The organism is Oceanitalea stevensii (assembly GCF_014837105.1).
In the GTDB taxonomy this organism is placed as follows: Bacteria; Actinomycetota; Actinomycetes; order Actinomycetales; family Actinomycetaceae; genus Oceanitalea; species Oceanitalea stevensii.
The window spans coordinates 46,650-73,636 of the sequence record NZ_JACSPO010000012.1 but is presented as its reverse complement, the minus strand read 5'-3'; the positions used below and the strand labels follow the sequence as shown (position 1 = coordinate 73,636).

Annotated in this window: 19 protein-coding genes; 9 read left to right on the top strand and 10 right to left on the bottom strand. The window is 74.1% G+C overall.

From position 1 onward, the window contains the following. Positions 1-49: 49 nt before the first annotated feature. The gene (locus H9624_RS14750) at positions 50-1,126 is read right to left on the bottom strand and encodes a YihY/virulence factor BrkB family protein (RefSeq protein ID WP_251840656.1); all 1,077 of its coding nucleotides are present in this window, start codon (positions 1,124-1,126) and stop codon (positions 50-52) included. Between the two features lie 88 nt (positions 1,127-1,214). Here H9624_RS14750 and H9624_RS14745 point away from each other — a divergent pair, with 88 nt between their 5' ends. Beyond that, positions 1,215-1,703, top strand: coding sequence for a GNAT family N-acetyltransferase (locus H9624_RS14745; protein WP_251840655.1), 489 nt, complete (start codon positions 1,215-1,217; stop codon positions 1,701-1,703). A 6-nt stretch (positions 1,704-1,709) separates the two neighbouring features. On the opposite strand, the gene H9624_RS14740 is transcribed toward H9624_RS14745, so the two are convergent. Further along, entirely contained in the window at positions 1,710-2,843 is a 1,134-nt protein-coding gene (locus H9624_RS14740) for a calcium:cation antiporter (RefSeq protein WP_251840654.1), read from the bottom strand. A gap of 188 nt (positions 2,844-3,031) precedes the next feature. Beyond that, a complete protein-coding gene (locus tag H9624_RS14735; protein WP_251840653.1) occupies positions 3,032-4,633 on the bottom strand; it encodes a coiled-coil domain-containing protein in 1,602 nt (533 codons plus the stop codon). Between the two features lie 198 nt (positions 4,634-4,831). Here H9624_RS14735 and H9624_RS14730 point away from each other — a divergent pair, with 198 nt between their 5' ends. Genes H9624_RS14730 through H9624_RS14720 form a run of 3 tightly spaced genes read left to right on the top strand, consistent with a single transcriptional unit; the run spans position 4,832 to position 8,119 of the window. Beyond that, positions 4,832-6,112, top strand: coding sequence for a hypothetical protein (locus H9624_RS14730; protein ID WP_251840652.1), 1,281 nt, complete (start codon positions 4,832-4,834; stop codon positions 6,110-6,112). After that, a complete protein-coding gene (locus H9624_RS14725; protein ID WP_251840651.1) occupies positions 6,109-7,167 on the top strand; it encodes a DUF8094 domain-containing protein in 1,059 nt (352 codons plus the stop codon). Before H9624_RS14730 ends, H9624_RS14725 begins: the two co-directional genes overlap by 4 nt. A gap of 40 nt (positions 7,168-7,207) precedes the next feature. After that, positions 7,208-8,119, top strand: coding sequence for a tetratricopeptide repeat protein (locus H9624_RS14720; protein WP_251840650.1), 912 nt, complete (start codon positions 7,208-7,210; stop codon positions 8,117-8,119). A 103-nt stretch (positions 8,120-8,222) separates the two neighbouring features. On the opposite strand, the gene glgB is transcribed toward H9624_RS14720, so the two are convergent. From glgB to H9624_RS14700, 4 genes are read right to left on the bottom strand one after another with little or no spacing between them, the layout of a single operon-like run. Beyond that, a complete protein-coding gene (gene glgB, locus H9624_RS14715) occupies positions 8,223-10,442 on the bottom strand; it encodes a 1,4-alpha-glucan branching protein GlgB (RefSeq protein ID WP_251840649.1) in 2,220 nt (739 codons plus the stop codon). A 44-nt stretch (positions 10,443-10,486) separates the two neighbouring features. Next, complete coding sequence (locus tag H9624_RS14710) at positions 10,487-11,884, bottom strand: maltokinase N-terminal cap-like domain-containing protein (protein ID WP_251840648.1); 1,398 nt, start codon at positions 11,882-11,884, stop codon at positions 10,487-10,489. Then, positions 11,884-13,665, bottom strand: coding sequence for a maltose alpha-D-glucosyltransferase (gene treS / locus H9624_RS14705; RefSeq protein WP_251840647.1), 1,782 nt, complete (start codon positions 13,663-13,665; stop codon positions 11,884-11,886). The genes H9624_RS14710 and treS overlap by 1 nt, the downstream gene beginning before the upstream one ends. A 23-nt stretch (positions 13,666-13,688) precedes the next feature. Beyond that, a complete protein-coding gene (locus H9624_RS14700; RefSeq protein WP_372435153.1) occupies positions 13,689-15,785 on the bottom strand; it encodes an alpha-1,4-glucan--maltose-1-phosphate maltosyltransferase in 2,097 nt (698 codons plus the stop codon). Positions 15,786-15,952: 167 nt separating this feature from the next. On the opposite strand from H9624_RS14700, the gene glgP reads away from it, so the two are divergent. Continuing rightward, positions 15,953-18,541 carry an alpha-glucan family phosphorylase gene (gene glgP / locus H9624_RS14695; RefSeq protein WP_251840646.1) on the top strand — a complete coding sequence of 863 codons (2,589 nt, stop codon included), beginning with the start codon at positions 15,953-15,955 and terminating at the stop codon, positions 18,539-18,541. 99 nt (positions 18,542-18,640) lie between these two features. On the opposite strand, the gene H9624_RS14690 is transcribed toward glgP, so the two are convergent. Together H9624_RS14690 and glgX are read right to left on the bottom strand one after the other, a co-directional pair. Continuing rightward, a complete protein-coding gene (locus H9624_RS14690) occupies positions 18,641-19,018 on the bottom strand; it encodes a hypothetical protein (protein WP_251840645.1) in 378 nt (125 codons plus the stop codon). A gap of 126 nt (positions 19,019-19,144) precedes the next feature. Further along, positions 19,145-21,436: a glycogen debranching protein GlgX gene (glgX, locus tag H9624_RS14685; protein ID WP_251840644.1), complete on the bottom strand. Its 2,292-nt coding sequence runs from the start codon at positions 21,434-21,436 to the stop codon at positions 19,145-19,147. A 174-nt stretch (positions 21,437-21,610) separates the two neighbouring features. On the opposite strand from glgX, the gene H9624_RS14680 reads away from it, so the two are divergent. Together H9624_RS14680 and H9624_RS14675 are read left to right on the top strand one after the other, a co-directional pair. After that, on the top strand, positions 21,611-22,381 hold the full coding sequence (locus H9624_RS14680; protein ID WP_251840643.1) for an electron transfer flavoprotein subunit beta/FixA family protein: 771 nt from the start codon (positions 21,611-21,613) through the stop codon (positions 22,379-22,381). Between the two features lie 26 nt (positions 22,382-22,407). Then, a complete protein-coding gene (locus H9624_RS14675) occupies positions 22,408-23,394 on the top strand; it encodes an electron transfer flavoprotein subunit alpha/FixB family protein (protein WP_251840642.1) in 987 nt (328 codons plus the stop codon). A 101-nt stretch (positions 23,395-23,495) separates the two neighbouring features. On the opposite strand, the gene H9624_RS14670 is transcribed toward H9624_RS14675, so the two are convergent. Next, positions 23,496-24,440: an FKBP-type peptidyl-prolyl cis-trans isomerase gene (locus H9624_RS14670; protein ID WP_251840641.1), complete on the bottom strand. Its 945-nt coding sequence runs from the start codon at positions 24,438-24,440 to the stop codon at positions 23,496-23,498. Positions 24,441-24,551: 111 nt separating this feature from the next. Between H9624_RS14670 and H9624_RS14665 the strand changes: the two genes are divergently transcribed. Together H9624_RS14665 and H9624_RS14660 are read left to right on the top strand one after the other, a co-directional pair. Continuing rightward, entirely contained in the window at positions 24,552-25,700 is a 1,149-nt protein-coding gene (locus H9624_RS14665; RefSeq protein ID WP_251840640.1) for a cysteine desulfurase family protein, read from the top strand. Positions 25,701-26,060: 360 nt separating this feature from the next. After that, entirely contained in the window at positions 26,061-26,900 is an 840-nt protein-coding gene (locus tag H9624_RS14660) for an alpha/beta fold hydrolase (protein WP_251840639.1), read from the top strand. The last annotated feature ends 87 nt before the right edge of the window (positions 26,901-26,987 follow it).

Sequence of the window (26,987 nt, the reverse complement as noted above, 5' to 3'; positions counted from 1 at the left end):
CGGCCGGGGGGGCCCGCCGACGACCGCCGGCGAGCCCGCCCGGCCGTGGTCAGCCGTCGCTGCGCGAGTGGCGACCACCGGAGGAGGCGACGTCCTCGTCCTGGGTACGCCCGTGCGACTCACGCAGGGCGCGGCCGCGGTCGATGTCCTCGTTCCGCTGCTCGGCCTTCTTGTCCGCGGCCTTGGTGTCGCGCGCCGGGAGCTGGATCTTCTCCTCGGCCTCGATCCCGGCCTGCAGCTGGCGGCCGCGCTCGAGCTCGGCGTCGAACTCCGCACCGAAGAGCAGGGCGAGGTTCATGATGTACAGCCACAGGAGGAAGACGATGACGCCGGCGAGGGCACCGTAGGTCTCGTTGTAGCTGCCGAAGTTGGCGACGTAGAACCCGAGGCCGACCGTGGCGAGCGCGGCGACGACGATGGCGATGACGGCACCGACGCTGATCCACTTGAGCTTGGGCTGCTTGACGTTGGGGGCGCCGTAGTAGAGCAGCGCGATGATGACGATGACGACGACGAGCAGGACCGGCCACTTGGCGATGTTCCACACCGTGACGGCGGTGGAGCCGAGGCCGATGAGGTCGCCCACGCTCTGGGCGACGGGACCACTGACGACGAGGATGACGATCGCGAGCGCGACGAGGAGCAGCAGGACGAGGGTGAGGAGGTAGGTCCAGGGACGCAGCTTCCACACCGGACGGCCCTCGGGGACCTCGTAGATGCGGTTCATCGCCTTGGCGAAGCCGGTGACGTAGTTCGAGGCGGTCCACAGCGCGACGAGCAGACCGATGACGAGGCCGATCCCCGGTGCCCCGACGTTCGTGATGCTGTCGATGATGGGCTGCAGCTGCTCCGCCGTGTCCTCGGGGAGGGTGTCCTCGACGAGCGTGGTGATCTGGCTCGCACCCTGCTCGCCCTGTCCCACGAGGGCGAGGATCGAGGCGAGCGCGATGAGCGCGGGGAAGAGGGACAGCACCGCGTAGTAGGTGAGCGCCGCCGCGAGCATCGTGCACTCGTCACGGCTGAACTCGCGGACCGTCTTGCGCAGCACGTAGGTCCACGACGGCTTCTTGATGTCGGTGGGGGAGTCCGGCTTGGCGGGGTGCTCGGGCTCGTGGCGGTCGCTCATCGTCACTCCTGTCGTCGCGGTGACTGTCAGGGTGGGCGCGGCGCGCACACCCCGCAACCGGGGGCGGCGGTGCCCTACCGTGTGCCCCATGGCAGGACCTCTTCACATCCGCGCGGCGCGTCCCGACGACGCCGCTGACCTCGCCGCTCTCCACGTCCGCGCCTGGCGCGAGACCTACGCCGAGGAGGTGCCCGAGCACGTCTACGCCCGCATGGAGGAGGACGGGCCGGAGCGCTGGGCGCGGCGCCTCGAGGACCCCGACGCGAGCACGACGTGGGTGGGCACCGTCCGCGAGACCGGCGAGCTCGGCGGCTTCTCCCGTGCCGAGGCCACCGGCACCGGGGAGGTGCGTCCGCTCCTCCTGTCGGGGCTCTACGTCCTCGCCCGCTGGTACGGGCAGGGGCTGGGCCAGGCGCTGCTCGAGCACGCGATCGGTGACGCGCCCGCCTACCTGTGGGTGGCCGAGGGCAACGAGCGCGCCCGGCGCTTCTACGAGCGCAACGGCTTCGTCCTCACCGGCGAGCGCCGCGTCGAGGAGCGCTTCGGCGGCATCGCCGACCTCCGCATGGTCCGGTAGCCGGCGTCAGGACATGACGGCGACGGCGTAGACGGCGAAGACCGCCAGGTGCGCCGCGCCGTGGGTGGCGGTGACGCGGGGCGCGGAGAAGGTCGTCACCGAGAGCAGCAGGCTGACGCCCAGCAGCAGCAGGTTGGCCGGGGACTCGGCGAGCACGACGGTCTGCCCGGTGAGCATGCCGATGACGAGCACCGCGGGGATCGTGAGCCCGACGGTGGACACCAGGGCGCCGTGGCACAGGTTGCTCACCCGCTGGATCTCCCCGGCGAGGGCCGCTCGCACGGAGGTGATCGACTCCGGCAGGAAGACGATCATCGCGATGAGGACGCCGGCCAGCGCGGTGGGGGCGCCGAGCCGGCCGAGCCCGTCGTCGAGGAGGGCGGCCATGTCGTGGGAGAGCAGGACGATCGGCAGGACGGTCGCGACGAGCAGCCCGGCACGCAGGAGGACCTCGGTGCGGTGCGCGGCGACGACGGCGCGGACGCCGGCCCGCGCGGCCGTGTCCGCGTGCGGTGCCGTGCCCGTGGCGACCTCGCGGAAGTCCCCGGCCTGGGCGCCGGTCTGCTGGGCGAGGAAGAACGCGTAGAGCGCCACGGTGACGAGGACGACGGGCACCGCCTGCCCCGACGTGTACGCGCCGTCGGTGCCGAGGACCGCCGGGACCCCGAAGGCGAGCGCGACGAGGACGACGAGCATCGCGAGGTACTGCGAGGTGCCGGTCCGGTTGGGCGCGAGATCGCCGTGCCTGCGCCCGCCGACGAGGAGCGCGAGCCCGACGACGAGGTTGAGGATGATCATCGAGACGGCCATCACCGAGTCCCGCGCGATCGTCGCGTGCTCACCCGGGCCGAGCATGACGGCGGAGATGAGGATGACCTCGATGACGACGATCGAGAGCGTGAGGACGAGGGAGCCGTAGGGGTCCCCGAGACGGCGCGCGAGGTGCTCGGCCTCGTGGACGACGCCGAAGGCGCACACGAGGACGACGCCGACGATGACCGCGAGTGCCGTGACGAGCACCGGCCCGGTGACGGGCGGCTCGAGCAGCGAGCCGGACAGGGCGAGGGCGAGGACGGCACCCCAGCCGAGCGCCAGCCGGGCGACGGCGGCGGGCGTGAGGATGGAACGGACGGTGGACATGGCCCAGTCCTTCTTTACGGGGCCGTCCCCGTGGTCGTGCTGGCGAGCGGGTCGTCCCGGCTCGCGGCGGCAGTCGTTCGCGCCACGCCTCAGGTTAGCGAAAGGCTCGCGCCCGTGCCGGACTGGTGACCGGGTCCACCACCGGGTGTGCCTGTCGCGTCCCCGGGGGACCCGACAGGCACACGGCGTCAGTGGCGGTCGTCCTCCACGGCCGGCATGACGGCGGTCTCGCCCGAGATGGCGTCCATGACCTCGGTCCGCGGCTCGCGCTCGGACTCCGCCTGGGAGGAGTCCTCCGGGGCCGGTCCGGGCTCGTCGACGGCGCTCGCGGCGGAGGCCTCGTCGGCCTGCTCGACGACGCCATCGTCGACGTCCACCTCATCGAAGTCCGCGTCCTCGGCCGCCGCGACGTCGGCGTCGGTCACCGCGGCGTCGCCCGCCTCGGCGTCGACGACCTCGGCGTCGAGCACCTCCGCGCCGGGCGCCGCAGCCTGGGCGTCGGCGGCACTCGCCGCGACCTGGGCGGCGACGGTGTCGTCGGGTGCCGCAGCCACCTCCGCGACGGGCGCTGCAGCCAGGGCGGCGCCGGCACCGGCGTCGGTCGCGACCTCGGCGGCAGCGTCCTCGTAGGTGGCGGCGTCGTACGCGCGCTCCGGCACCGCGAGGGCGGCAGGTGCGGCGGACGTCCGGGTGGCGAGGACGCCGCGGAGCTCGTTGAGGTAGGTCGTGATGTCCTCGCGCTGGCGGGCGAGGTCGGCGATCTCCGCGGCCAGCGTGTCCCGCTCGGCCTGCGCGGCCTCGGCGGCCTCGCGCAGCAGGCGCTCGGACTCCACGCGCGCCTCGGCGAGGACCTGCTCGGCCTCCTCGCGCGCCTGCTCCACCCGGCGGGCGGCCGCGGCGTCGGCGTCGGCGATGACCGACTCGGTGCGGGCGAGGGCCTCGGCGAGACGCGACTCGGCGTCGGTGGCCCGGCGCTCGGTCTCCTCGGCCAGGGCGGTGGTCGCGGCGCGGGCCTCCGCCTGGGCCGCGGCGGCGGCGCGCTCGGTCTCCTCGCGCAGCGTCGCGGCCTCGAGCTCGGCGCGGTGACGCAGCTGCTCGGCCTCCGCGCGTGCCTGCTCGAGGACGTTCTGCGCCTCCTGGTGGAGGGCGGTGGCCTCGGACCGAAGCCGGGTGGCCTCGGCCTCCGTGGCGGTCCGCAGCTCGAGGACCTCGCGCTCGGCGGTGGCCCGGGTGAGCGCGAGCTCGCGGTCGAGGTCGGCGCGGCGGTGCTGCTCCTCGTCGCGGACGGTCTCCTGGACGCGCGCGGCCTCCCGCTCGGCGGAGGACACGATCTCCTCGGCGGTGCGCTGGGCGACCTCGAGGGCGGAGCCGGCCTGGCGCTGCGCGTCCTCGAGCGTCTCGAGGGACTCACGGCGCGCGGCGGCGAGCCGCGAGGCGGCCTCGGACTCGGCGCGCTCGGTGAGCTCGGCGGCCCGCTGCTCCGCCGTCGCGACGGCCTGCGCCGCCTGTGCGCGGGCCCGGTCGACGACGCCCGCGGACTGCTCCTCCGCGGACCGGAGCAGCTGCTCGATGCGCGCTCCCAGACCGGCGTAGGTGGGCTGGGCACGCTCGCGCAGCTCGCGCTGTGCCTGGGACAGCTCCCCGGACAGCCGCATGGTGCGCTCGTCGAGAGCCGCCACCTGCTGCCGGGCGCCGGCGAGCGCGGTCTCCAGGGCGTGCACCCGCTGGTCCACCTGCGCGCGGTCGTACCCGCGCATGACCACGGGGAACACGGACTGGTCCTCGCTCATCTGTCCTCCTGCTCAGGGGTCGGCACGCTCGTGCGGGCCGGGGTCAGCGTAACCGGGGCCCCTGACGGGCCACCGGGGTCATACCGAGCCCACGCGGGATCGTCGCACTTCGGTCACAACCTGATAACGCGACCCCCGCGACCAGCGGCGTATCCTGGGACGTCGCACCCGCGCCCACCTGGGAGGAAGCCGCACCCCGTGACCCGACGCAGACTGCCCCTGATGCTCGCCCTGGCCGGCGTGCTCGTCATCCTGGCCTCCGTGATCGCAGCCGTCGTCGTCCGTTCCTCCGACACCGCGACGCTCGCGCTCGGTGAGCGTCCCGACGTGCCGGTCATCGTGAGCGGCCCCGGCGTCCTCGACGCCGTCGACCCCGAGGTCACCGTGCGCGCCACGGCCGGCGACGACGAGCAGGTGGTCCTCGCCATCGGGCGCACCTCGGAGGTCGAGGCCTGGCTCGACGGCGCCGACCACATGCGCGTGACGGGCCTGTCCTCCTGGGAGGAGCTCACCACCGAGGTCGTCACCGGCGACCCGGAGGCCGCCCCCACGGACGCCCCGGACGAGGAGCCCACCGGAGAGACCTCCGGGCTCCCGAACCCCGCCGGCTCGGACCTGTGGGTCGTGGAGACCGTCTCGACCGGTTCCGCCGAGCTCAGCTGGTCCGACAGCCCCGGCCGCTGGAGCCTCGTCGCCGCGACCGACGGCACCGGGCCCGCGCCGGAGATCGAGCTCGAGTGGGGCCGCCAGGTCAGCACCCCGTGGCTCGTCCCGGGGATCGTCGTCGGCGTCCTCGCCCTCGTGGCCGGCGTGACGATGCTCGTGCTCGACGTCCTCGCCCGCCGCGAGCGGGAGCGCCGGGACGCCGCCCGCGCCGAGGGCCCGACGCCGGCGCGCAGCATCACCGACACCGACCCCGGCACCGGTGAGCGCCTCACCCGCCGCCAGATCCGTGAGTACGAGCAGACGCTGGCACGTGAGCGGGCCGAGGCCGGCGGGGCGGTGCCGCCGCCCCCGCTCGCGCCCGCGGACGCCGTCGACGCCGAGCCGGCCGACGACGCGCCTGCCACCTCCGCGCCCGACGACCCCACCGGCGAGTGGGAGCCGACCGCGGCCGACGGTGACCTCACGCCCGACGCGACGGCCGACGGCCTCGCCGACGAGCCGGAGCCTGTCGCGCCGGCGCCCGAGGACGCCGAGCCCCTCGTGGCCGAGGAGGCCGAGGAGGCCGAGGAGGGCGAGCACTCCGCGCAGGAGCCGGACGAGCCGCCGGCTCCGGAGCCGGACGAGACCGCGGAGCCGACCGGGTCCGCACCGGAGCAGTCCGCCGGGACCCCGGACGGCTCGGCCGAGGACGACGACGACGGCTACTCGCCCGCCCCGCCGTCGTGGCGCTCGGTCTGGGGCTTCGGCGGCACCGCCGGACCCCCCACCCCACCCACCCAGCCCATGGACGACGACGGAGAGGAGCGACGATGACCGGCGCCACCCCCCACCCCCGGCACAGGGGCGCCCGGCTCGCTGCCGGCGCCGCGGTCACCGCGCTGCTCCTCGCGGGCTGCGCGGGAGAGGTCCCGCAGCCCGCGCCCGAGCCGGCCGCCACCGCACCGCTGCCCGTGCTCGACGAGGACCGCATCGAGCGGATCCTCGCCGACGTCGAGGAGACCGTCGACGAGGCCGACGCCGCGCTCGACCCCGAGCTGCTCACCGACCGCGTCACCGGCCCCGCGCTGGCGATGCGCCAGGCGGAGTACCGCCTCAGCGCCGCCTCCGACGGCGAGCGCACCCCCACCCCGCTGACGACGAACAGCCAGATCGAGGTCGTCGCCGCCACCGACGAGTGGCCGCGCTCGCTCTACGTCGTCTCCCACGTGCCCGACGACGCGAACCTGCCGCTCCTGCTCGTCCTCACCCAGGAGGACGCGCGCAGCCAGTACAAGCTGTGGTTCTGGACCACGCTGCTGCCGGGCGCGCAGACCCCGAGCACCGCGCGTCCCGACGCCGGCAGCCCCCAGCTGGCGCCCGACGCCGAGGGGCTCCTCGCCACCCCGCAGCAGACCGTCGCCCGCTACGCCGAGCTCCTGGCCGACCCGGACGGTGAGGCCTCCGCGCTCTTCGCCGAGGACCCCTTCCGCACCGGCTACGCCGAGATGATCTCCGCCCTGCGGGAGACCGTCGAGGTCGCCGGCCAGGTGCGCGAGAGCTACGAGGTGCGTGAGGGCTCCGTCTCGGCCATGCAGACCGCTGAGGGCGGCGCGCTCGTCGTCGGGGTCATCGACGGGCGCCTCAACCTGCGCCGCACGGTCGAGGGCTCGACCCTCGAGGCCGGCGGGGACCTCGGTCTCCTCATGGAGCAGGACCCCCGCATCGACGGCGAGGCCCGCGCCCACTACCTCATCCCCGTCGCCTTCTCCGTGCCGCCCGAGGGCAGCGAGGAGCCGGTCGCCGTCCTCGGCGCGACGCAGGTGCTCGCGAACGTCGGCGAGAGCGACCGGGCTCCCGAGGATGAGGAGGAGGGCGACGGCGAGGGGTAACGTCGTCGTCAGGACCTCACCGCACACAGCAAGGACACCGATGAGCCAGCCCTCGATCAACCTGCACGGAGCCGTGGACCTGTCTGCCCTGGCCCGGCCGCCCCAGCCGGCGGCGCCGGCCGGCGACGCCGCGAACGCGCCGATCGTCGTCGACGTCACCGAGGCGGACTTCCAGCAGACCGTCGAGCTGTCGATGCGCGTGCCGGTCGTCGTCGAGGTGGCCGCCGCGTACGCCGGCGGCCCCTCCGCGGTGCTCGCCAAGGTGGCCACCGACTTCGGCGGGCGCTTTCAGCTCGCCCGGGTGGACGTCGAGACGAGCCCGCAGATCGCCCAGGCCTTCCAGGTGCAGGCGGTGCCGACCGTCGTCGCCATCGTCCGTGGCCAGCCCGTCCCGCTGTACCAGGGCGACTACCCCGAGGACCAGCTGCGTGCCGTCCTCGAGGAGCTGCTGCGCGTCGCCGGGCAGGCCGGGGTCACCGGCACGGTGAGCGGCGCGGGTGCCGAGGAGGAGCCCGCCGCCCCCGAGGAGCCCCCGCTGCCCCCGCTCCACGCGGAGGCGCTGGAGGCGATCGAGCGCGAGGACTACGCCGCCGCGGCGGACGCCTACCGCCGCGCGCTCAAGGAGAACCCGGCGGACCACGAGGCCAGCGCGGCGCTCGCGCAGGTCGAGCTCATCATCCGGACCGCCAGCGCAGGCGGCCTGCAGGCCGTCGCCGACGCCGAGGGCGCGCCCCTCACCGACGTCGCCGTCCACCTCGCCGCGGCCGACGCCGAGGTCGCCGCCGGCCGGCCGCAGGCCGCCTTCGACCGGCTCATCGCCGTCGTCCGTGCGACGGCGGGCGAGGACCGTGAGGAGGCGCGCAAGCGCGTCGTCGAGTACTTCGAGATCGTCGGCAGCACCGACCCGCTCGTGGCCGAAGCCAGACGCAACCTCGCCAGCGCCCTCTACTGAGGGCGCCCACCCACCCACACTCCACATATGCGCGAAAAAAGCGCTGCCCCGGCCGGCGGGGCAGCGCTTTTCGCGCATATGCGGGGAGGGGTGGGAGTCCCGGTCAGCTCTCCGGCGTGAGCCAGAGGGCGCCGAGCGGCGGGACGCGCAGGCGCGCCGACGCCGGGCGGCCGTTCCACGGGAGCTCCTCGGCGACCACACGGCCGAGGTTGCCCACGCCCGAGCCGCCGTACTCCTCGGCGTCGGTGTTGAGGATCTCCACCCAGGTGCCCGCGTGGGGCAGGCCCACCCGGTAGTTCTCGTGCGGGGCGCCGGCGAAGTTGACGATGCAGGCGACGTCGCGGCCCTCGCCCGTGGGGTCGGTGCGCAGGAAGCTGATGACGTTGTGGTCGCCGTCGCCCGCCTCGATCCACTGGAAGCCGGCGGGGGAGAAGTCGTCGGCGTGCAGCGCGGGGTGGGCGCGGTAGACGTCGTTGAGGCGGCGCACGAGGTCGGCGGTCCCGGCGTGGGCCGGGTTGTCGAGCAGGTGCCAGTCCAGCCCGCGGGACTCCGACCACTCCTCCTCCTGGGCGAACTCCCCGCCCATGAAGAGCAGCTGCTTGCCCGGGTGGGACCACTGGTAGGCGAGCAGGGCGCGCACGCCGGCGAGCTGCTGCCAGCGGTCGCCGGGCATCTTGCGCACGAGCGAGCCCTTGCCGTGGACGACCTCGTCGTGGCTCAGCGGCAGGACGAACTGCTCGGAGAAGGCGTAGACGAGGGAGAAGGTGAGCTCCCCGTGGTGGTAGCGCCGGTTGATCGGCTCCTCCGCCAGGTAGCGCAGGGTGTCGTTCATCCAGCCCATGTTCCACTTGAGCCCGTAGCCGAGGCCGCCCTGGTCGGTGGGGGCGCTGACGCCCGGCCACGCGGTGGACTCCTCGGCGATCATGACGATCCCCGGGACCCGGCGGTAGGCGGTCGCGTTGGTCTCCTGGAGGAAGCTGATCGCCTCGAGGTTCTCCCGGCCGCCGTGCTCGTTGGGGCGCCACTGGCCGGGCTGGCGGGAGTAGTCGAGGTAGAGCATCGAGGCGACGGCGTCCACGCGCAGGCCGTCGATGTGGAACTCCTCGAGCCAGTACAGCGCGTTGGCGACGAGGAAGTTGCGCACCTCGCGCCGTCCGAAGTTGAAGACGAGGGTGCCCCAGTCGGGCTGCTCCCCGCGCAGCGGGTCCGGGTCCTCGTACAGCGGCGTGCCGTCGAAGCGCGCCAGCGCCCAGCTGTCCTTGGGGAAGTGCGCCGGGACCCAGTCCATGATGACGCCGATCCCGGCCTGGTGGAACGCGTCGACGAGGTAGCGGAAGTCGTCGGGTCCGCCCATCCGCGCCGTCGGGGCGTAGTAGGAGGTCACCTGGTAGCCCCACGAGCCGCCGAAGGGGTGCTCGGCGACCGGCATGAACTCCACGTGGGTGAAGCCGAGCCCGGCGACGTAGTCGACGAGGTCGACGGCGAGGTCGCGGTAGCTCAGGCCGGGGCGCCACGAGGAGAGGTGGACCTCGTACACGCTCATCGGGCCGGAGTGCGGGTTCGTCGCGGCGCGGCGGGCGATCCACTCCTCGTCCTGCCACTCGTAGTGGGACTCGGTGACGACCGACGCCGTGGCCGGCGGGTGCTCCGCGGCCCGGGCCATCGGGTCGGCCTTCTCGTGCCACGTGCCGTCGCGGTACTGGATCTCGAACTTGTACCGGGCACCGGAGCCGACGCCCGGCAGGAAGATCTCCCACACGCCGCTGGAGCCGAGCGACCGCATCGCCGCGGTGCGCCCGTCCCAGGAGTTGAAGTCGCCCTTGACGCGCACGGCGCGGGCGTTGGGGGCCCACACCGCGAAGGACGTGCCGGTGACGTCGCCGAGCGCGGAGGGGTAGCGGCGCACGTGGGCGCCCAGGACGTTCCACAGCTCCTCGTGGCGTCCCTCGCCGACGAGGTGGAGGTCCAGCTCGCCGAGGGTGGGCAGGAAGCGGTAGGGGTCGTCGGTCTGGTGGGTGTCGGTCCCGTAGGTGGCCTCGAGCCGGTAGTCGGGCACCTCGGTGCCGGGCACGACCGTCACCCACACACCCTCGGCCTCGTGCTCGAAGGGCCGGCGACCGTCAGCGGTGACGAGGACGACGGCGTCGGCCAGGGGCCGCAGCGTGCGGATGGTGACGGCGTCCTCGCCGACGTGCGGGCCGAGGACGTCGTGCGGCTGGTGGTGCAGGCCCGCGGCGACGGCGTGGAGGACGCCGTGGTCGACGGGGGCAGGCCCGGGGGCGGTGGGGGCGGGGGCCGGTGCCGGGCTCTCGTCGTTGGTCATGTCGTCCACTCTTCCATCCCGTCCGTGCTGTCGCGCGAGAAAGGTCACGGGGCGGTCGTCCCGAGCAGCCGCCGTACCCCGCTCACCGGGATGGACAGCCACGCGGGGCGGTTGCGCGCCTCGTAGACCGCCTCGTACAGGGCCTTGTCGAGCTCGAGGGCGGCGAGGAGCTCGGCGTCCTCCCGGGGGTCGTGGCCGGCCTCGCGGGCGTAGCCGTCGAGGAACGCGCCGCGTGCCCGCGCCACCCAGTCCGCGGCCACGTCGGCGCCGTGCTCGCGCTGGGCCGCGCCGGCGGCGTAGTCGAGGGAGCGCAGCATGCCGGCGACGTCGCGCAGGGCGAGGTCGGGGGCGGTGCGCTCGCCCAGCGGCCGCAGCGGCTCGCCCTCGAAGTCGAGGAGCAGCCACCCGCGCCCGGGAGCCTCGATGACCTGCCCGAGGTGGAGGTCGCCGTGGATCCGCTGCAGGCCCGGCCAGGCCGCCTGCTCGGTGCGGGCGTAGACGGCGGCGATCGCCTCGCGGTGCTCCTCGAGCTCGGGCGCCTCGAGCAGCGCGGCGGTGGCCCGGTCGCGCCACGTGGCGCGCAGCTGGGCGCGGACGGGCTCGGTGGCCTCGTGGGTGGGGAAGGCGGCCGCGAGGTCGCGGTGGACAGAGGCGACGGCGGCACCCAGGTGCGCGGCCCGCTCGCCGAGGTGCTCGCCGTCGGTGGCCGCACGCACCGCCACCCGCCACGCGTCCTCGACGCCGGGGAGGAACTCCTGGGCGAAGGCGAGGTGGCCGTGCTGGCGCTCCCCGGCGGGACCGGTCCACTCCCCGTAGAGGTCCCCGAGGGGAGCGGGCACGCGCGTGCTGCCCGCGGCGGCGAGCGCCTCCTGGACGACGACGTCGGGGTTGCGGCCGTCGGCCAGCACCCGGAAGACCTTGCAGATGACCGGCGGTCCGTCCTCGCCCTCGAAGATGAGCGAGGTGTTGGACTGCTCCCCGCGCAGGACCCGCACCTGCTCGCCGCCGGTGTGGGCGCCCATCGCGCCGTCGCCGCTCGCGCGGTGCCCGGAGGCGCGCCCGTACTGCGCCCCGCCGTCGGACTCGGCCGTCCCGCCCTCGAGGATCGTCGCGAGGAGCAGCCGCGCGTACACGGGGTCGTGGCAGCCGTCGTAGATCCACCGGGGGCCGAGCTCGGAGTGCTCGGCCTGCGCGACGAGCGCGTGCTCGAGCTCGGGCACCGGCGCGCCGCGGTAGGTGAGCGGCACCTGGTAGACGACGGGGGAGGGGCCGCCGTCGTCCTGGACGAGCCAGGTCTCCACACCCACCTCGCCGTCCGGGTCCTGGTGGCGCAGGCCGCCGACGCGCCGCAGCAGGGGCGTGCGGCCCTTGGCCGTGTACCAGCGCTGCCGCGCGACCCACTCGGGCAGGAAGTCGGGGAACGGCGGGGTGAGTGTGGGCATCAGGGCTCCCGGTGGTCCGCGGGCGGCAGCGGCTCCAGCGGCGTGCCCGCCGAGGGGACGCTCGCCGGCGGGGCCACGGGCGTGGCCACCGGCTCCACCCGCAGCCAGAAGAAGTCGCGCGAGCCGAGGGTGACGGTCACCTGGCCGCCCGCGTCGACGGCGGGGAAGACCGCCCCGCCGAAGATGTCGGTCAGCTGCCGCCCGGCGAATTGCGGCGCCTGGATGTGCGCGGCGCGCGGGGTGTTGGCGAGGTTCATCACGCAGAGGATCGCCTCGTTCTCGTCCTCGCGGACGAAGGCGAGGACGGCGTCGTTGTCCACGTCGAGGAACTCGAAGCTGCCGGTCCCGAACACCGGGTGGGCGCGGCGCACCTCGAGGATGCCGCGCACCCAGTGGAGCAGGGAGGTGGGCGTCGCGTACTGCGCCTCGACGTTGACCGCCTGGTAGTGGTTGACCAGGGACTGGACGAGCGGCAGGTAGAGCTTGCCCGGGTCGGCGGTGGAGAAGCCGGCGTTGCGGTCCGGGGACCACTGCATGGGGGTGCGCACGGCGTCCCGGTCGGGCAGCCAGATGTTGTCCCCCATCCCGATCTCGTCGCCGTAGTAGAGGTAGGGGCTGCCGGGCAGGGACAGGAGCAGCGCGTGCGCGAGCTCGATCTCGGCGCGGGAGTTGCCCAGCAGCGGCGAGAGCCGCCGCCGGATGCCGACGTTCGCGCGCATGCGCGGGTCCTCGGCGTACCAGCCGTACATGGCGGCACGCTCCTCGGTGGAGACCATCTCGAGGGTGAGCTCGTCGTGGTTGCGCAGGAAGGTCGCCCACTGTGCGCCCTGCGGGATCGCCGGGGTGTCGGCGAGGATGTCGCGGATCGCGTGCGCCCGCTGCTCGCGCAGCGCGTAGAACAGGCGCGGCATCACCGGGAAGTGGAAGCACATGTGGCACTCGGGCGCGGTCTCGGTGCCGTAGTACTCGACGACGTCCTCGGGCCACTGGTTGGCCTCGGCGAGGATGAGCGTGCCCGGGAACTCCCGGTCGACCATCGCGCGCAGGTCACGGATGAACTCGTGGGTGCGCGGGAGGTTCTCGCAGTTCGTCCCCTCCTCCTCGAAGAGGTAGGGCACGGCGTCGAGCCGGAAGCCGTCCACGCCCATCCGGCACCAGAACCGGACGACGTCGTGCATCGCCTCGATGACCTTGGGATTCTCGAAGTTGAGGTCCGGCTGGTGGGAGAAGAAGCGGTGCCAGTAGTACTGGCGGCGCACCGGGTCGAAGGACCAGTTCGAGGTCTCGGTGTCGACGAAGATGATGCGGGCGTCGCCGTACTTGGTGTTGTCGTCGCTCCACACGTAGAAGTCGCCGTAGGGGCCGTCGGGCATGGCCCGGGAGGCCTGGAACCACGGGTGCTGGTCGCTCGTGTGGTTCATGACGAGGTCGATGATGATCCGCAGCCCGCGGGAGTGGGCCTCCTCGAGGAGCTCCTGGAAGTCCTCGACGGTGCCGTACTCCGAGGCCACCGCGGTGTAGTCGGCGACGTCGTAGCCGCCGTCGCGCAGCGGCGAGGGGTAGAAGGGCGGGATCCACAGGCAGTCGACGCCCAGCCACTGGAGGTAGTCGAGGCGGTCGATGAGCCCGCGCAGGTCACCGGTCCCCGAGCCGTCGGAGTCGCCGAAGGCGCGTAGCAGGACCTCGTAGAACACCGCGGTGCGGTACCACTCGGGGTCGTCGGTGAGGCCGGGGCGCTGGCCGCCGCCGAGCCGCGGGATGGGGTCGGTGCGGGCGGTCATGGCACGGACGGGGTTGTTCGGGCTCACAGCGGCCTCACCGACAGGACGTGCGCGCAGCGCTGGTGGGGGTCGAGCCGGACGTAGGGCTGCCGGCCCCAGAAGTAGGTCTCGCCGGACAGCTCGTCCGTCGCGGCCAGGAGCGGGGTGCCCGGGTCGGTGCCCGGCGCCGGCTCGGGCAGGCCGAGCGCGGTGAGGTCGAGGTCGATGATGCCCTCCCGGGTGGTGAAGGGGTCGAGGGTGAGGACGACGACGACGGTGTCGGCCTGGCCCGTCGGCGACAGGTGGGCGGGCACGTGCCGCGAGAAGCACACGGTCGCGTCGTCCGTCGTCGGGTGGACGGTGAGCCCGCGCAGCCGCTGCAGGGCCGGGTGGGCGCGGCGGATGCGGTTGAGCTCGGTGAGGAGGTGGGAGATGCCGATGTGCTCGGCCCGGGACCAGTCCCGGGCCTTGAGCTCGTACTTCTCGTTGTCGATCTGCTCCTCGGCACCGGGCCGGGCGACGTTCTCGACGAGCTCGTAGCCGGAGTAGATGCCCCACGTCGGCGAGCCGGTCGCCGCGAGCACCGCGCGGATCGCGAAGGCCGCGACCCCGCCGGTCTGCATGTAGGGGGTGAGGATGTCGTGGGTCGTGGGCCAGAAGCTCGGCCGCAGCACGTGGGAGGTCTCGTTGCCCACCTCCTCGAGGTACTCGGCCACCTCCTCCTTCGTCGTGCGCCACGTGAAGTACGTGTAGGACTGGTGGAAGCCGACGGCCGCGAGCGTGCGCATCATCGCCGGACGGGTGAAGGCCTCGGAGAGGAAGACGACCTCGGGGTGGGACTCGCGCACGTCGGTGAGGATGCGCTCCCAGAAGTCGAGCGGCTTGGTGTGGGGGTTGTCGACCCGGAAGGCGGTGACGCCGTGGTCGATCCACACCTGGAGCATGTCGCGGACCGCGTGGTAGATGCCCTCGGGGTCGTTGTCGAAGTTGAGCGGGTAGATGTCCTGGTACTTCTTGGGCGGGTTCTCGGCGTAGGCGATGGTGCCGTCGGCCCGCCGGGTGAACCACTCGGGGTGCTCGGTGACCCACGGGTGGTCCGGGGAGGCCTGGAGCGCGATGTCCAGGGCCACCTCCATCCCGAGCTCGCGGGCGCGGGCGACGAAGGCGTCGAAGTCCGCGAAGGTGCCGAGCTCGGGGTGGATGGCGTCGTGGCCACCCTCGGGGGAGCCGATGCCGTAGGGCGAGCCCGGGTCGCCCTGCTGGGCGGTGAGGGTGTTGTTGCGGCCCTTGCGGTTCGTCGTGCCGATCGGGTGGACCGGGGTGAGGTAGACGACGTCGAAGCCCATGTCCGCGATCGCGGGCAGGCGCTCCGCGGCGGTGCGCAGGGTCCCTGAGACCCAGCCGCCCTTCTCGGGGTCGAAGCGCGCCCCCTCGGAGCGCGGGAAGAACTCGTACCAGGAGCCGACGAGCGCGAGCGGGCGGTCCACCCGCAGCGGGTAGGCGGCGCTGGGGGTGACGTGCTCGCGCACCGGGTGGGCGGCGAGGGCGTCGCGGACCTCCTGGGCGGTGCCGGCGGCGAGCCGGGCGGCCGGCGGACGGCCGGCGTCGCGCAGGGCGGTGACGGCGTCGGTGAGGACGGTGCGCGCCTCGGCGGGCAGCTCGGGCCGGGCGGCGGCGGCCTCGAGGAGCAGCGCACCCTCGGTGAGCATGAGCTCGACGTCGACGCCGGCGTTCACCTTGAGCGGCGCGTCGTGCAGCCACGTGCCGTACGGGTCGGACCAGCCCTCGACGTGGAAGGTCCAGTCGCCCACGCGGTCGGGGACGAGCCAGGCCTCCATGTGGTCCAGGCCCGGGTCGACCGGGTCCATCGTCACGCGGCTGTGCTCGACGCCGTCGGGGCCGGTGAGGACGGCGGTGGCGGCGACGGCGTCGTGCCCCTCGCGGAACACGGTCGCCTGCACCCGGACCGCCTCACCGGTGACGGCCTTGGCGGGCCAGCGCCCGCCCTCGACGACGGGGGCGAGCTCGATGACCGGGATCCGGCCGATGGGGGTGGCCGACGCGGGACGCGGCACGGCGGGCGTGGGCGGCGGCGTGGCGGCTCGCGCCGGGGACTGGGAGGTGCGCTGTGCGGGACTCACGGTCACGAACCTATCGACGTGGCGCGCTGTGGTCGACCGCTGGGGTCCCGGACTGCGCTGCACGGTGCGGTGGGCCAGACTGGCCCGTTCGGGTGAGGCCCCCACCCGCGCTGAAACTGGCCGTAAGCCGCTGAAAACGTTGCGGAATCAGGGCTACACTCGCTCGGGTGAGAGCCATCCGTCGATTTACCGTCCGCACGGTCCTGCCCGAGCCCCTCGCTCCGCTGGACACCCTCGCCCAGAACCTGCGGTTCTCGTGGCACGAGCCCACCCGGGCCCTGTTCGAGTCGCTCGACCCGGAACGCTGGCAGGCCCTCCACGGCGACCCGATCGAGCTGCTCGGGGAGCTCGGCAAGGCGCGTCTGGAGGAGCTCGCGCGTGACGAGGCGCTCGTCGCCCGCGTCCACGAGCTCGACGCCGACCTGCGCGAGTACCTCGAGCAGCCCCGCTGGTACCAGGAGTCCTTCCACGCGGAGGACAAGCCCGAGGCCATCGCCTACTTCTCCGCCGAGTTCGGCATCACCGCGGTGCTGCCCCAGTACTCCGGCGGCCTGGGCATCCTCGCCGGCGACCACCTCAAGTCCGCCTCGGACCTCGGGGTGCCGATCATCGGCGTCGGCCTCCTCTACGGTGCGGGCTACTTCAAGCAGTCCCTCACCCGCGAGGGCTGGCAGCACGAGACCTACCCGCTGCTCGACCCGGACAACCTGCCCCTCACCCTGCTGCGCGAGGCCGACGGAACCCCCGCGCGCGTGAGCCTGCCCCTGCCCGGTGGCCACCAGCTGCACGCCCAGGTGTGGCGCGCCGACGTCGGCCGCGTCCCGCTGCTCCTCCTCGACTCCAACATCACGGAGAACGACGAGGCCAGCCGCAAGGTCACCGACCGCCTCTACGGCGGCGCCCCCGAGCACCGCCTCAAGCAGGAGCTCCTCCTCGGCATGGGCGGGGTCAAGGCCCTGCGCCTGCACGCCCGCCTCACCGGCGGCCCGGCGCCGCAGGTCTACCACGCGAACGAGGGCCACGCGGGCTTCCTCGCCATCGAGCGCATCCGCGAGCTCGTCGAGGCCGAGGGCCTGAGCTTCGAGGCCGCCCTCGAGGCCGTGCGCGGCGGCACCGTCTTCACCACGCACACCCCCGTGCCCGCCGGCATCGACCGCTTCTCCCGCGAGCTCGTCCGCGAGCACTTCAGCGGCTCCGCCGAGCTGCCCGGCATCCCGGTCGAGAAGATCCTCGCGCTCGGCACCGAGGACTTCGAGGGCGGTGACCGCTCGGTCTACAACATGGCCGTCATGGGCCTGCGCACCGCGCGCCTCGCCAACGGCGTGGCCCGTCTCCACGGCAAGGTCTCCCGCGGGATGTTCCACCAGCTGTGGCCCGGCTTCGACGTCTCCGAGGTGCCGATCACCTCGATCACCAACGGCGTGCACGGGCCCACGTGGACCGACCCGGCCTTCGTCCGGATGGCCGAGTCCTACCTGAGCCCCGAGCAGGTCGCGAGCGGCGACGGGTGGCTGCTGCCGGCCGAGCAGGGCGGCGTCCCCGACGCCGAGCTGTGGGCGATGCGCCGCACGCTGCGCACCGAGCTGGTGAGGTCCGCGCGCCGCCGGGTGCGCAAGTCCTGGATGGACCGCGGCGCCTCGCCGGCCGAGCTCGGCTGGGTCGACGACGTCCTGGACCCCGACGTCCTCACCATCGGCTTCGCCCGCCGCGTGCCGACCTACAAGCGCCTCACCCTCATGCTCTCGGACCCCGAGCGCCTGCGGAAGCTCCTCACCGACCCCGAGCGGCCGATCCAGATCCTCGTCGCCGGCAAGTCCCACCCCGCCGACGAGCAGGGCATCGGCCTCATCCAGCGGCTCGTGAGCTTCGCCGACGAGGAGGGCGTGCGTGACCGCATCGTCTTCCTGCCGAACTACGACATCGAGATGGCCCAGACCCTCATGCCGGGCTGCGACGTGTGGCTCAACAACCCGCTGCGCCCGCTCGAGGCGTCCGGGACCTCGGGCATGAAGTGCGCGCTCAACGGCGCCCTCAACCTCTCGATCCTCGACGGCTGGTGGGACGAGTGGTACGACGGCCAGAACGGCTGGGCCATCCCCACCGCCGACGGCGTCGAGGACCCCCAGCGCCGCGACGCCCTCGAGGCCGCCGCGCTGTACGAGCTCCTCGAGGACACGGTCGTGCCGCGCTTCTACGACCGCGACGAGAACGGCGTGCCCCAGCACTGGCTCGAGATGGTCCGCCACACCCTGGCGACCCTCGGCCCGAAGGTGCAGGCGACGCGCATGGTGCGCGAGTACGTCGAGCGGCTGTACACGCCGGTCGCCGGCTCCTACCGCACCCTCAACGGCGCCGGCTTCGCCGAGGCGACGGCGCTCGCTGACTGGAAGGGCCGCGTGCGCGAGGCCTGGCACACCGTGCGCGTGGACCACGTCGAGTCGACCGGTGTGGCCGACGCCGTCAAGGTCGGGGACGTCGTCGGCGTCAGCGCGTACGTGACGCTGGGCGCGCTGGCCCCGCAGGACGTCGAGGTCCAGCTCGTCACGGGCCGGGTGGACGAGGACGACACGCTCGTCGACGTCACCACCCGCCCGCTCGCGCTGAGCGAGACCTACGAGGGCGGCCGCTACGGCTACCACGGCGAGGTCGAGCTCGAGTTCTCCGGGTCCTTCGGGTACTCGGTGCGCATCGTGCCCACGCACGAGCACGTCGCCGGCACCGCCGAGCTCGCGCTCGTCGCCGCCGCCCAGGCGTAACCCCCAAGAAGCGCCGAGAGCCGGATTCCTCCACCAAGGAATCCGGCTCTCGCCGCATGTGGGAGCGCCCACCCCGCCGAGAGCCGGAACTCTCCGGGCTCAGGGCCGGGTGGTGCGCAGCTCGCGGGTGCCGAGAGGCTCGGTGAGCGTGACGCTCTCCCGGGTCGTGACCGGGAGGCACTCGTCGTCCTCTGCCGTCGGCGCCATGACACGGGCGGTGAGGACGACCTCGTCGGCGCGCTCGTCGACGGCGATCCCGGACGGCACCTCGCACGTCCGGTGCACGAGCTCGACGGTGACGCGCCGGCCGTCGTCGGACACCGCGACGACGGTGCTCGGCACCACCGACGTCTGCTCGGAGCCGACGAGGGTGACGTAGAGGCCGACCGCGACGAGGAGGATCGTCAGCCCGCCGACGAAGGTCAGCGCGCTCGCCCGCACCCGGTCCCGGGCCTCACCGGTGAGCCGCTCCGCCACGCTGTCATTGTGCCCAGCGGCGTGCGTGCGGCGGAAGGCGGACGCCCAAAGGAACTCCGGCTGTCGGCGGGGGATGGTGCCTCGTGCCTGGAGGAATCCGGCTGTCGGCGGAGTGGGGGGCTCTGGTCAGCGGCGGCTGAGGTACGCCCGCATGGTGAGGGCCTCCATCGCCGTCGTCCCGCCCGGCGCGGTGACCTCCGGCTCGGCGTCCTCCGCCGGCGGGCACTCCCAGGCGGAGTCCCACAGCAGCTCGTAGTCCGCGCCCGCGCCCTGCGGCAGGGTGACGTCCTGCCGGTCGAGCGAGCCGTTGAGGACGAGGAGGAGGTCGCCGTCGCCGACGGCGTAGCCCGAGCGGAGCATCTGCAGCACCCGCACGCGGGAGTCGTGCCAGTCGGCGGGGTCCATCTCCTCGGCGTCCGCCCGGTACCAGGCGAGGTCGGGGATGCAGTCGCCCTCGGCGGTGTGCCCGGTGGCGAAGTGCGTGGGCCGCAGCACGGGGTGCTCGCGGCGCAGGCGCAGGAGGTGGCGGGACGTGGCGAGCAGCTCGGCCTGCCAGGGCCGCAGCTCCCAGTCCACCCACGAGAGCTCGTTGTCCTGGCAGTAGGCGTTGTTGTTGCCCAGCTGGCTGCGGCCGAGCTCGTCCCCGGCCGTCACCATGGGGGTGCCCGCGGACAGGAGCAGCGTGCCGAGGAGGTTGCGCACCCCGCGGCGCCGGCCGAGGAGGACGTCCTCGGCGCGCTCGTGGACGGTGGGGGCGGTCCCGGCGCGGACCGCGGCGTCGCCCGGCCCACCCCGCTCGTGGAAGGGGGTGAGGGCGTCGGTCGCGACCGGGCCCTCGATCTCGACGTTCCACGAGCGGTTGTTGTCGCTGCCGTCGCGGTTGTCCTCGCCGTTGGCCTCGTTGTGCTTGCGGCTGTAGGTGAGGAGGTCGGCGAGGGTGAAGCCGTCGTGGGCGGTGACGTAGTTGATGCTCGCGAGCGGGCCGCGCCCGCCCGGGACCGAGCCGTGGGCGAAGAGGTCGGCGGAGCCGGCGAGGCGGGTGGCGAGGTCGCGCAGGTCCCCTCCGGTCCCGCCGGCCACGCCGGTGGCGGGGTCGCTGAGCCAGAAGGTGCGTGCGGCGTCGCGGAAGCGGTCGTTCCAGTCCGCCATGGGGGCGGGGAACTGGCCGGTGCGCCAGCCGCCGGGGCCCACGTCCCAGGGCTCGGCGATGAGCTTGACGTGGGAGAGGACCGGGTCGGTGGCAAGAGCGACGAAGAACGGGTGGTGCGGGGTGAACTCCGCGCCGTGCCGGCCCAGGGTCGTGGCGAGGTCGAAGCGGAAGCCGTCGACCCCGACCCGCTCGACCCAGTAGCGCAGGGAGTCCAGCGCCATCTGGACCACGCGCACGCGGCGGAAGTCGAGGGAGTTGCCCGTCCCGGTGACGTCGACGAGGTGCGCCGGGCGGACGCCGTCGTGCATGTAGTACTCGGTGTTGTCCAGGCCGCGCCACGAGAGCGCCGGCCCGCCGTCGCCGCCCTCGGCGGTGTGGTTGTAGACGACGTCGAGGATGACCTCGAGCCCGGCCTCGTGGAGGAGGTGGACCATGCCGCGGACCTCGTCGAGGACGGCGGCCGGGCCCTGCGCCTGCGCGGCCTCGGTGGCGTAGCGCGGCTCGGGGGCGAAGAAGCCGAGGGTGTTGTAGCCCCAGTAGTTCGTCAGGCCCTTCTCGATGAGGAAGGGCTCGTCCCCGGTCGCGTGGATCGGCAGCAGCTCGACGGCGGTGACGCCGAGGTCGCGCAGGTGGGCGATGGTGACCGGGTGGGCCAGGCCGGCGTAGGTGCCGCGCAGGTGCTCGGGCACGCCCGGCAGGCGCTGGGTGAGGCCACGCACGTGCGCCTCGTAGACGACGGTGCGGTCCCACGGCACGTGGGGACGGGCGTCGGCGGGCACGACGGGCGGCTCCGGCAGGACGACGCCGTGACGGACGTGGCCGACGGAGTCGAGGTCGCTGGGGGCCCAGTCGGGGGCGGGGGCGAGGTCCTCGTCGACGGCGTGGCCGTAGACCTCGGGGCCGTGGAGGAGCTCGCCGGTGACGCCGCGCGCGTAGGGGTCCAGGAGCAGCTTGGCGGGGTTGTGCCGCAGCCCGGCGGCCGGGTCCCACCGCCCGTGGACGCGCAGGCCGTAGCGCTGGCCGGCGGTGACGCCGGGGACGTGGCCCTGCCACACGCCGTGCTGGCCGCGGTGGAGCGCGAAGCGGCGCTCGCGGAGGGAGCCGTGGTCCTCGTCGACGAGGCACAGGTCCACGGCCGTGGCGTGCGAGGCGAGCACGGCGACGTCGACGCCGTCGCCCCACAGGTGAGCACCCAGCGCGGGGGCTCGACCGGTCACCCGCTGGGCGACGGTGCGGGCGGGGCTCGTGCGAACGGATGAAGCGGTCATACTCATGGTGGAGCCCATCGTGCCACCCTGCGTGGCGATCGTGGGGCGGCTTGCGGGTGAGATGTACCGCGGGCCCGGCAGCTCAGGTCTGTGGGGCATTGGCCGATAGGGGTGTCCGGAACGTGTGACGAGCCGTGTCGGCACGAGGCCGCCGGAGGTGGCAGGCTTGGGGACATGAGGATCGTCGTGTGCGTCAAGCATGTCCCCGATGTCCAGTCCGAGCGAGCGCTGGACGATGAGGGCCACCTCGTGCGTGGTCTCGACGACGTCCTCAACGAGCTCGACGAGAACGCCGTCGAGGCCGCCGTGAGCCTCGTCGAGGAGCACGGCGGGGAGGTCGTCGTCCTCACGATGGGCCCCGACGACGCCGAGGACGCCGTGCGCCGCGGCCTGCAGATGGGCGCCGACCGCGGCGTCCACGTGAGCGACGAGTCGCTCGCCGGGTCCGACGCCGTCGCCACCGCCCGCGTCCTCGCCGCAGCCGTCCGCACGCTGCAGGGCGAGGCCCCCGTGGACCTCGTCGTCACCGGCATGGCCTCCCTGGACGGACTCACCTCGATGCTGCCCGCGGCCCTCGCCGCCGCCCTCGACCTGCCCCCGCTCACGCTCGCCAGCGAGCTCACCGTCACCGGCGGCCGCGTGCGCGTGCGGCGCGAGATCGGCTCCGCCGTCGAGGTGCTCGAGGCGCCGCTGCCCGCGCTCGTGTCGGTCACCGACCAGGCCAACGAGCCGCGCTACCCGGCCTTCCGGGCGATCAAGGCCGCCCGCAAGAAGCCGGTCGACACGTGGTCGCTCGCCGACCTCGGCCTCGCCGCGCCCGAGCCGGCGACGACGGTCGTCTCCGCCGAGGAGCGTCCCGCCCGCGAGCAGGGCCGCATCGTCACCGACTCCGGCGACGCCGGACGGCAGCTGGCCGAGTTCCTCATCGACGCCAAGCTCGTCTGACCGACCCCGCCCACCAGGAAGGCACCATGACCCAGGGACCTGTGCTCGTCGTCGTCGACCACCAGGAGGGCGCGCTCACGCCGCCCTCGACCGAGGTGCTCACCGCCGCGCGGACCCTCGCGGCCGGTGCGGCCGTGGCGGCCGTGTGGCTGGGGGAGCAGGGCCCCGGGGAGGCGGCGCGCGCGGAGCTCGGCCGCTTCGGGGTCACCACCGTCCACGTGCCCGAGCTCGGTGGCCTCGCCCCGCAGCTCGCCGCCGTCGCGACCGAGGCCGTGGCCGCCGTCGTCGCGGCGACGTCCCCGCAGGCCGTGCTGCTCGTGTCGACCTACGCCGGCAAGGAGCTCGCCGCCGGCCTCGCGGTCACCCTCGGCACCGGCGCGGTCGTCGACGCGGACCGCGTCGAGCGGCGTGCGGAGGGTGTCGCGGCGGGCAAGACCGTCCTCGGCGCCTCGTGGGAGACGGTGTGCGCGGTGACCGGGCCGCTGGCCGTCGTCGCGCTGCGCCCCGCCGCGGTGGACGCCGAGCCGGTGCCGGCGGCGGGGGAGCCCGAGGTCGTGCGCGTGCCGGTCGAGCTTACCGGCCGGGCCCGCGCCGTCACCGTCGTCGAGCGCACCGAGCACCCCTCGACCGGGCAGGTGCCGCTCACCGACGCGCAGACCGTCGTCGTCGGCGGCCGCGGCACGGGTGGGGACTTCACCGCCGTGGACGAGCTCGCCGAGCTGCTCGGGGGCGCCGTGGGTGCCACCCGCGACGTCACCGACGAGGGCTGGCGCGAGCACTCCGCGCAGGTCGGGCAGACGGGCGTCACCGTCGCGCCGCGGCTGTACATCGGCGTCGGTGTCTCCGGCGCCGTCCACCACACGGTGGGGATGCGGGCCGCGCAGACCGTCGTCGCCGTCAACACCGACCCCGAGGCCCCGATCTTCGAGCTCGCGGACTTCGGCGTCGTCGGCGCCGCCGAGGACGTGCTGCCCCAGGCCATCGAGGCGATCCGCGCCCACAAGGAAGCCTGACCCGCTCACCTCACCCCCTCGAGCGCATATGCGCGAAAAGTGCGACCCGGACACTGTCCGGGCCGCACTTTTCCCGCATATGCGGGTGGGAGTGTTCGGGGTCAGCCGGCGTAGAGGATGTCGACGACGAAGACGAGGGTCGAGCCGGGCGGGATGGTGCCGTTGTCCTGGTCGCCGTAGCCGAGCTCCGGCGGGATGACCATGACGACCTGGCTGCCGACCTTCTGCCCGAGCAGGCCGGTGTCCCAGCCCTCGATGACCTGGCCGGCGCCGGCCTCGAGGGAGAACGGCGTGCCGCGCGACCACGAGGAGTCGAAGGACGTGCCGTCCCACAGCCAGCCGCTGTACTGGACGAAGACGTAGTCGCCCTCCTCGACCTCCTTGCCCTCACCCTCGATCGTGGGGGCGACGACGAGCTCGGTGGGGGCCTCGCCGTCGACGGGCTCGATGCTCGGCTCGCCGTTCTCGGCGAGCGTGACGGCCGGGACGCCCTCGGGGACCTCGGCGGCGGTGCCCTCGGCGCGGCTGCGGGCGTCGACGACCTCGATGGCCATGATCGCGGCCGCGGCCTGGGTGGGGCTGGCGAACAGGACGCGCGCGCCGACCTGCTGGCCGACGAGCACGTCGTTGAGCGCCGGGACGGTCATCTCGTCGCTCACGACGAGCGGCTGCGGCCCGCCCTCGTACGTCGAGTCGAGGACCTCGCCGTTCTCGCCGTTGACCTGGATGAAGTCGACGACGAGGAGCTGGCCCTCGACGATCTCGTCGCCGTCACCGGGGGAGGCGACGACGGCGGCGCTGTCGGTGACGTTGAGGGGCTGCTCGAAGGTGAGGGTCGGCTCGGCGCCGGCCTCGCCCTCGACGGTGACGCCCTCGAGCGCGGCGACGTCCTCGGGCGCGTTGCCCGCCTCGGCCCCGGCCGACTCGGACTCGGTGGGCGTCTCGGAGGCGGCGGGCTCGGCGTCGCCGCCGTCGCTCGAGCAGCCGACGAGGAGGAGGAGCGCGGCCAGGGCAGCGGCGGTGGTGGCAGTGGCGGATCGGCGCACAGGGAGTCCTTCGTGTGGTCGTACGTGCCGCTCCGGCGGCACCCGGACCAGGGTAGGCGCTGTTCCTGGGAGATCGCCCACAGTCGGGCACCGCTTCGTAGACTCGGGCCCATGGCCTACCTCGACCACGCCGCGACCACCCCCGTCCGGCCGGAGGTCGCGGCCCGCTACGCCGAGGAGCTGACCCGCGGCGGCAACCCGTCCTCGCTCCACACGGTGGGACGCGACGCGCGCCGCCGCCTGGAGGAGGCGCGCGAGGAGCTCGCCGCGGCGCTCGGCGCCGAGCCCGCCGAGGTGCTCTTCACGTCCGGTGGCACGGAGGCGGACAACCTCGCGGTCAAGGGCGCCGTCTACGCCCACCCCTCGCCGCGCCCGCGGCTGCTCGTCAGCGCCGTCGAGCACCACGCCGTGCTCGACGCCGCGGGCTGGCTGGGCGAGCGGGGGCTCGCGGACGTCACGGTGCTGCCCGTCACCGAGGACGGTGCCCTCGACCTCGACGCCGCCAGCACCGCCCTGGCCGACGGCGAGGCCCCGGCGCTCGTGTCGGTCATGTGGGCGAACAACGAGACGGGCGTCGTCCAGCCGGTCGAGGCGCTCGTCGCGCTCGCGGGGGACGTGCCGGTCCACTCCGACGCCGTCCAGGCCGTCGCGCACCTGCCGGTGGACTTCGCGGCCAGCGGGCTCGCGGCGATGTCGGTGACCGGCCACAAGCTCGGGGGACCGGTGGGCACCGGGGCGCTCGTCGCGCGCCGCGGGCTCGCGCTGGCGCCCGTCCACCACGGGGGCGGGCAGGAGCGCGGCGTGCGCTCGGGCACCCTCGACGTCGCCGGCGCGCGCGCCCTGGCGCTCGCGGTGAGCCTCGCGGTGGCCGACCGGGAGGCGGAGGGAGCCCGCCTGGCCGCGCTGCGCGACCGGCTCGTCGCCGGGGCGCTCACCGCGGTGGACGGGCTGCGGCTCACGGGCGCGGGCGCGCCGCGACTGCCGCACGTCGCCCACCTCACCGTCGAGGGCGCCGACGCCGACTCCCTCCTCTTCGGCCTCGACATGGCCGGGGTCAACGCCTCCGCCGGCTCCGCATGCTCCGCGGGCGTCCAGGAGGCCTCGTTCGTCCTCAGCGCGATGGGCTACCCCTCCGAGCTCGCCCGCTCCGCGCTGCGCTTCTCCCTCGGCCGCACGACGACCGAGGCCGACGTCGACGCGGTGCTCGCCGCCCTGCCGGACGTCGTCGCCCGCTCCCGCGCCGCGAACGCCACCCGCTGACGGTCGCGGACCCGTCGGCCCGGACGCCTGTCCTTCAGGGGCGGCACGGCCGTCGTCGCCTCGCTCAGCACGCCGGCTAGGTGGCCGCTACCGACGCGACCGTGCCCTCCGGGTCGCTGCTCGTCGCGTGTCCTCACGGACGCCCCTCACGCGCGCCCCCCGACGCGCCAGCGGTCCGCGGCGCCGGCCGGCCCCGCGCCGGCCCTGACACCCCACCTCCGGCGGCACGGTGAGCACCGCGAGACACCCACAGGGATCTTCACCGACGCGAAGGCACCCCCGCCGCTGCAAACCTGGCGGCACCGCATCAGGAACGGCACGGATGCGCAGGAACCTCCGGCTCACGAAAGGGAACGGATCATGGGACACATCACCGTCGGGACCGAGAACAGCACCCCGGTCGAGCTGTACTACGAGGACCAGGGGGCGGGTCAGCCCGTCGTGCTGATCCACGGCTACCCGCTGAGCGGGCACAGCTGGGAGCGCCAGACGCGCGAGCTGCTCGCCGCCGGGTACCGCGTCATCACCTACGACCGCCGCGGCTTCGGCCAGTCCTCGAAGGTGGGCGCCGGGTACGACTACGACACCTTCGCCGCAGACCTGAGCACCGTGCTGGAGACCCTGGACCTGCGTGAGGTGGTCCTCGTCGGGTTCTCGATGGGCACCGGTGAGCTCGCCCGCTACGTCGCGCGCCACGGCCACGAGCGCGTCGCCAGGCTCGCGTTCCTCGCCTCGCTCGAGCCCTACCTCGTGGCCCGCGACGACAACCCCGAGGGGGTGCCGCAGGAGGTCTTCGACGGGATCGACGCCGCCGCGAGGAAGGACCGGTACTCCTGGTTCACGCAGTTCTTCTCCGACTTCTACAACCTCGACGAGAACCTCGGCAGCAGGATCAGCCAGGACGCGGTGACCGGCAGCTGGAACGTCGCCGTCTCCAGCGCTCCCATGGCGGCCTACGCCGTCGTCCCCTCCTGGATCGAGGACTTCCGCAGCGACGTCGAGGCGGTCCGTGCCAGCGGCCTGCCGACCCTCATCCTGCACGGCACCGCGGACAACATCCTGCCCGTCGACGCGACGGCCCGCCGCTTCCGCCAGCTGCTGCCCGAGGCGCAGTACGTCGAGGTCGACGGCGCCCCGCACGGGCTGCTCTGGACGCACGCCGACGAGGTCAACGCCGCCCTGCGCACGTTCCTCGGCTGAGGAGCGCGCCATGGCCGCCCCAGGCAGCCCGTCCGGGTCCGACCCGCCACGGCCGCGCCACCGGCGCCGGCGGTGGCGCGGCCGTGG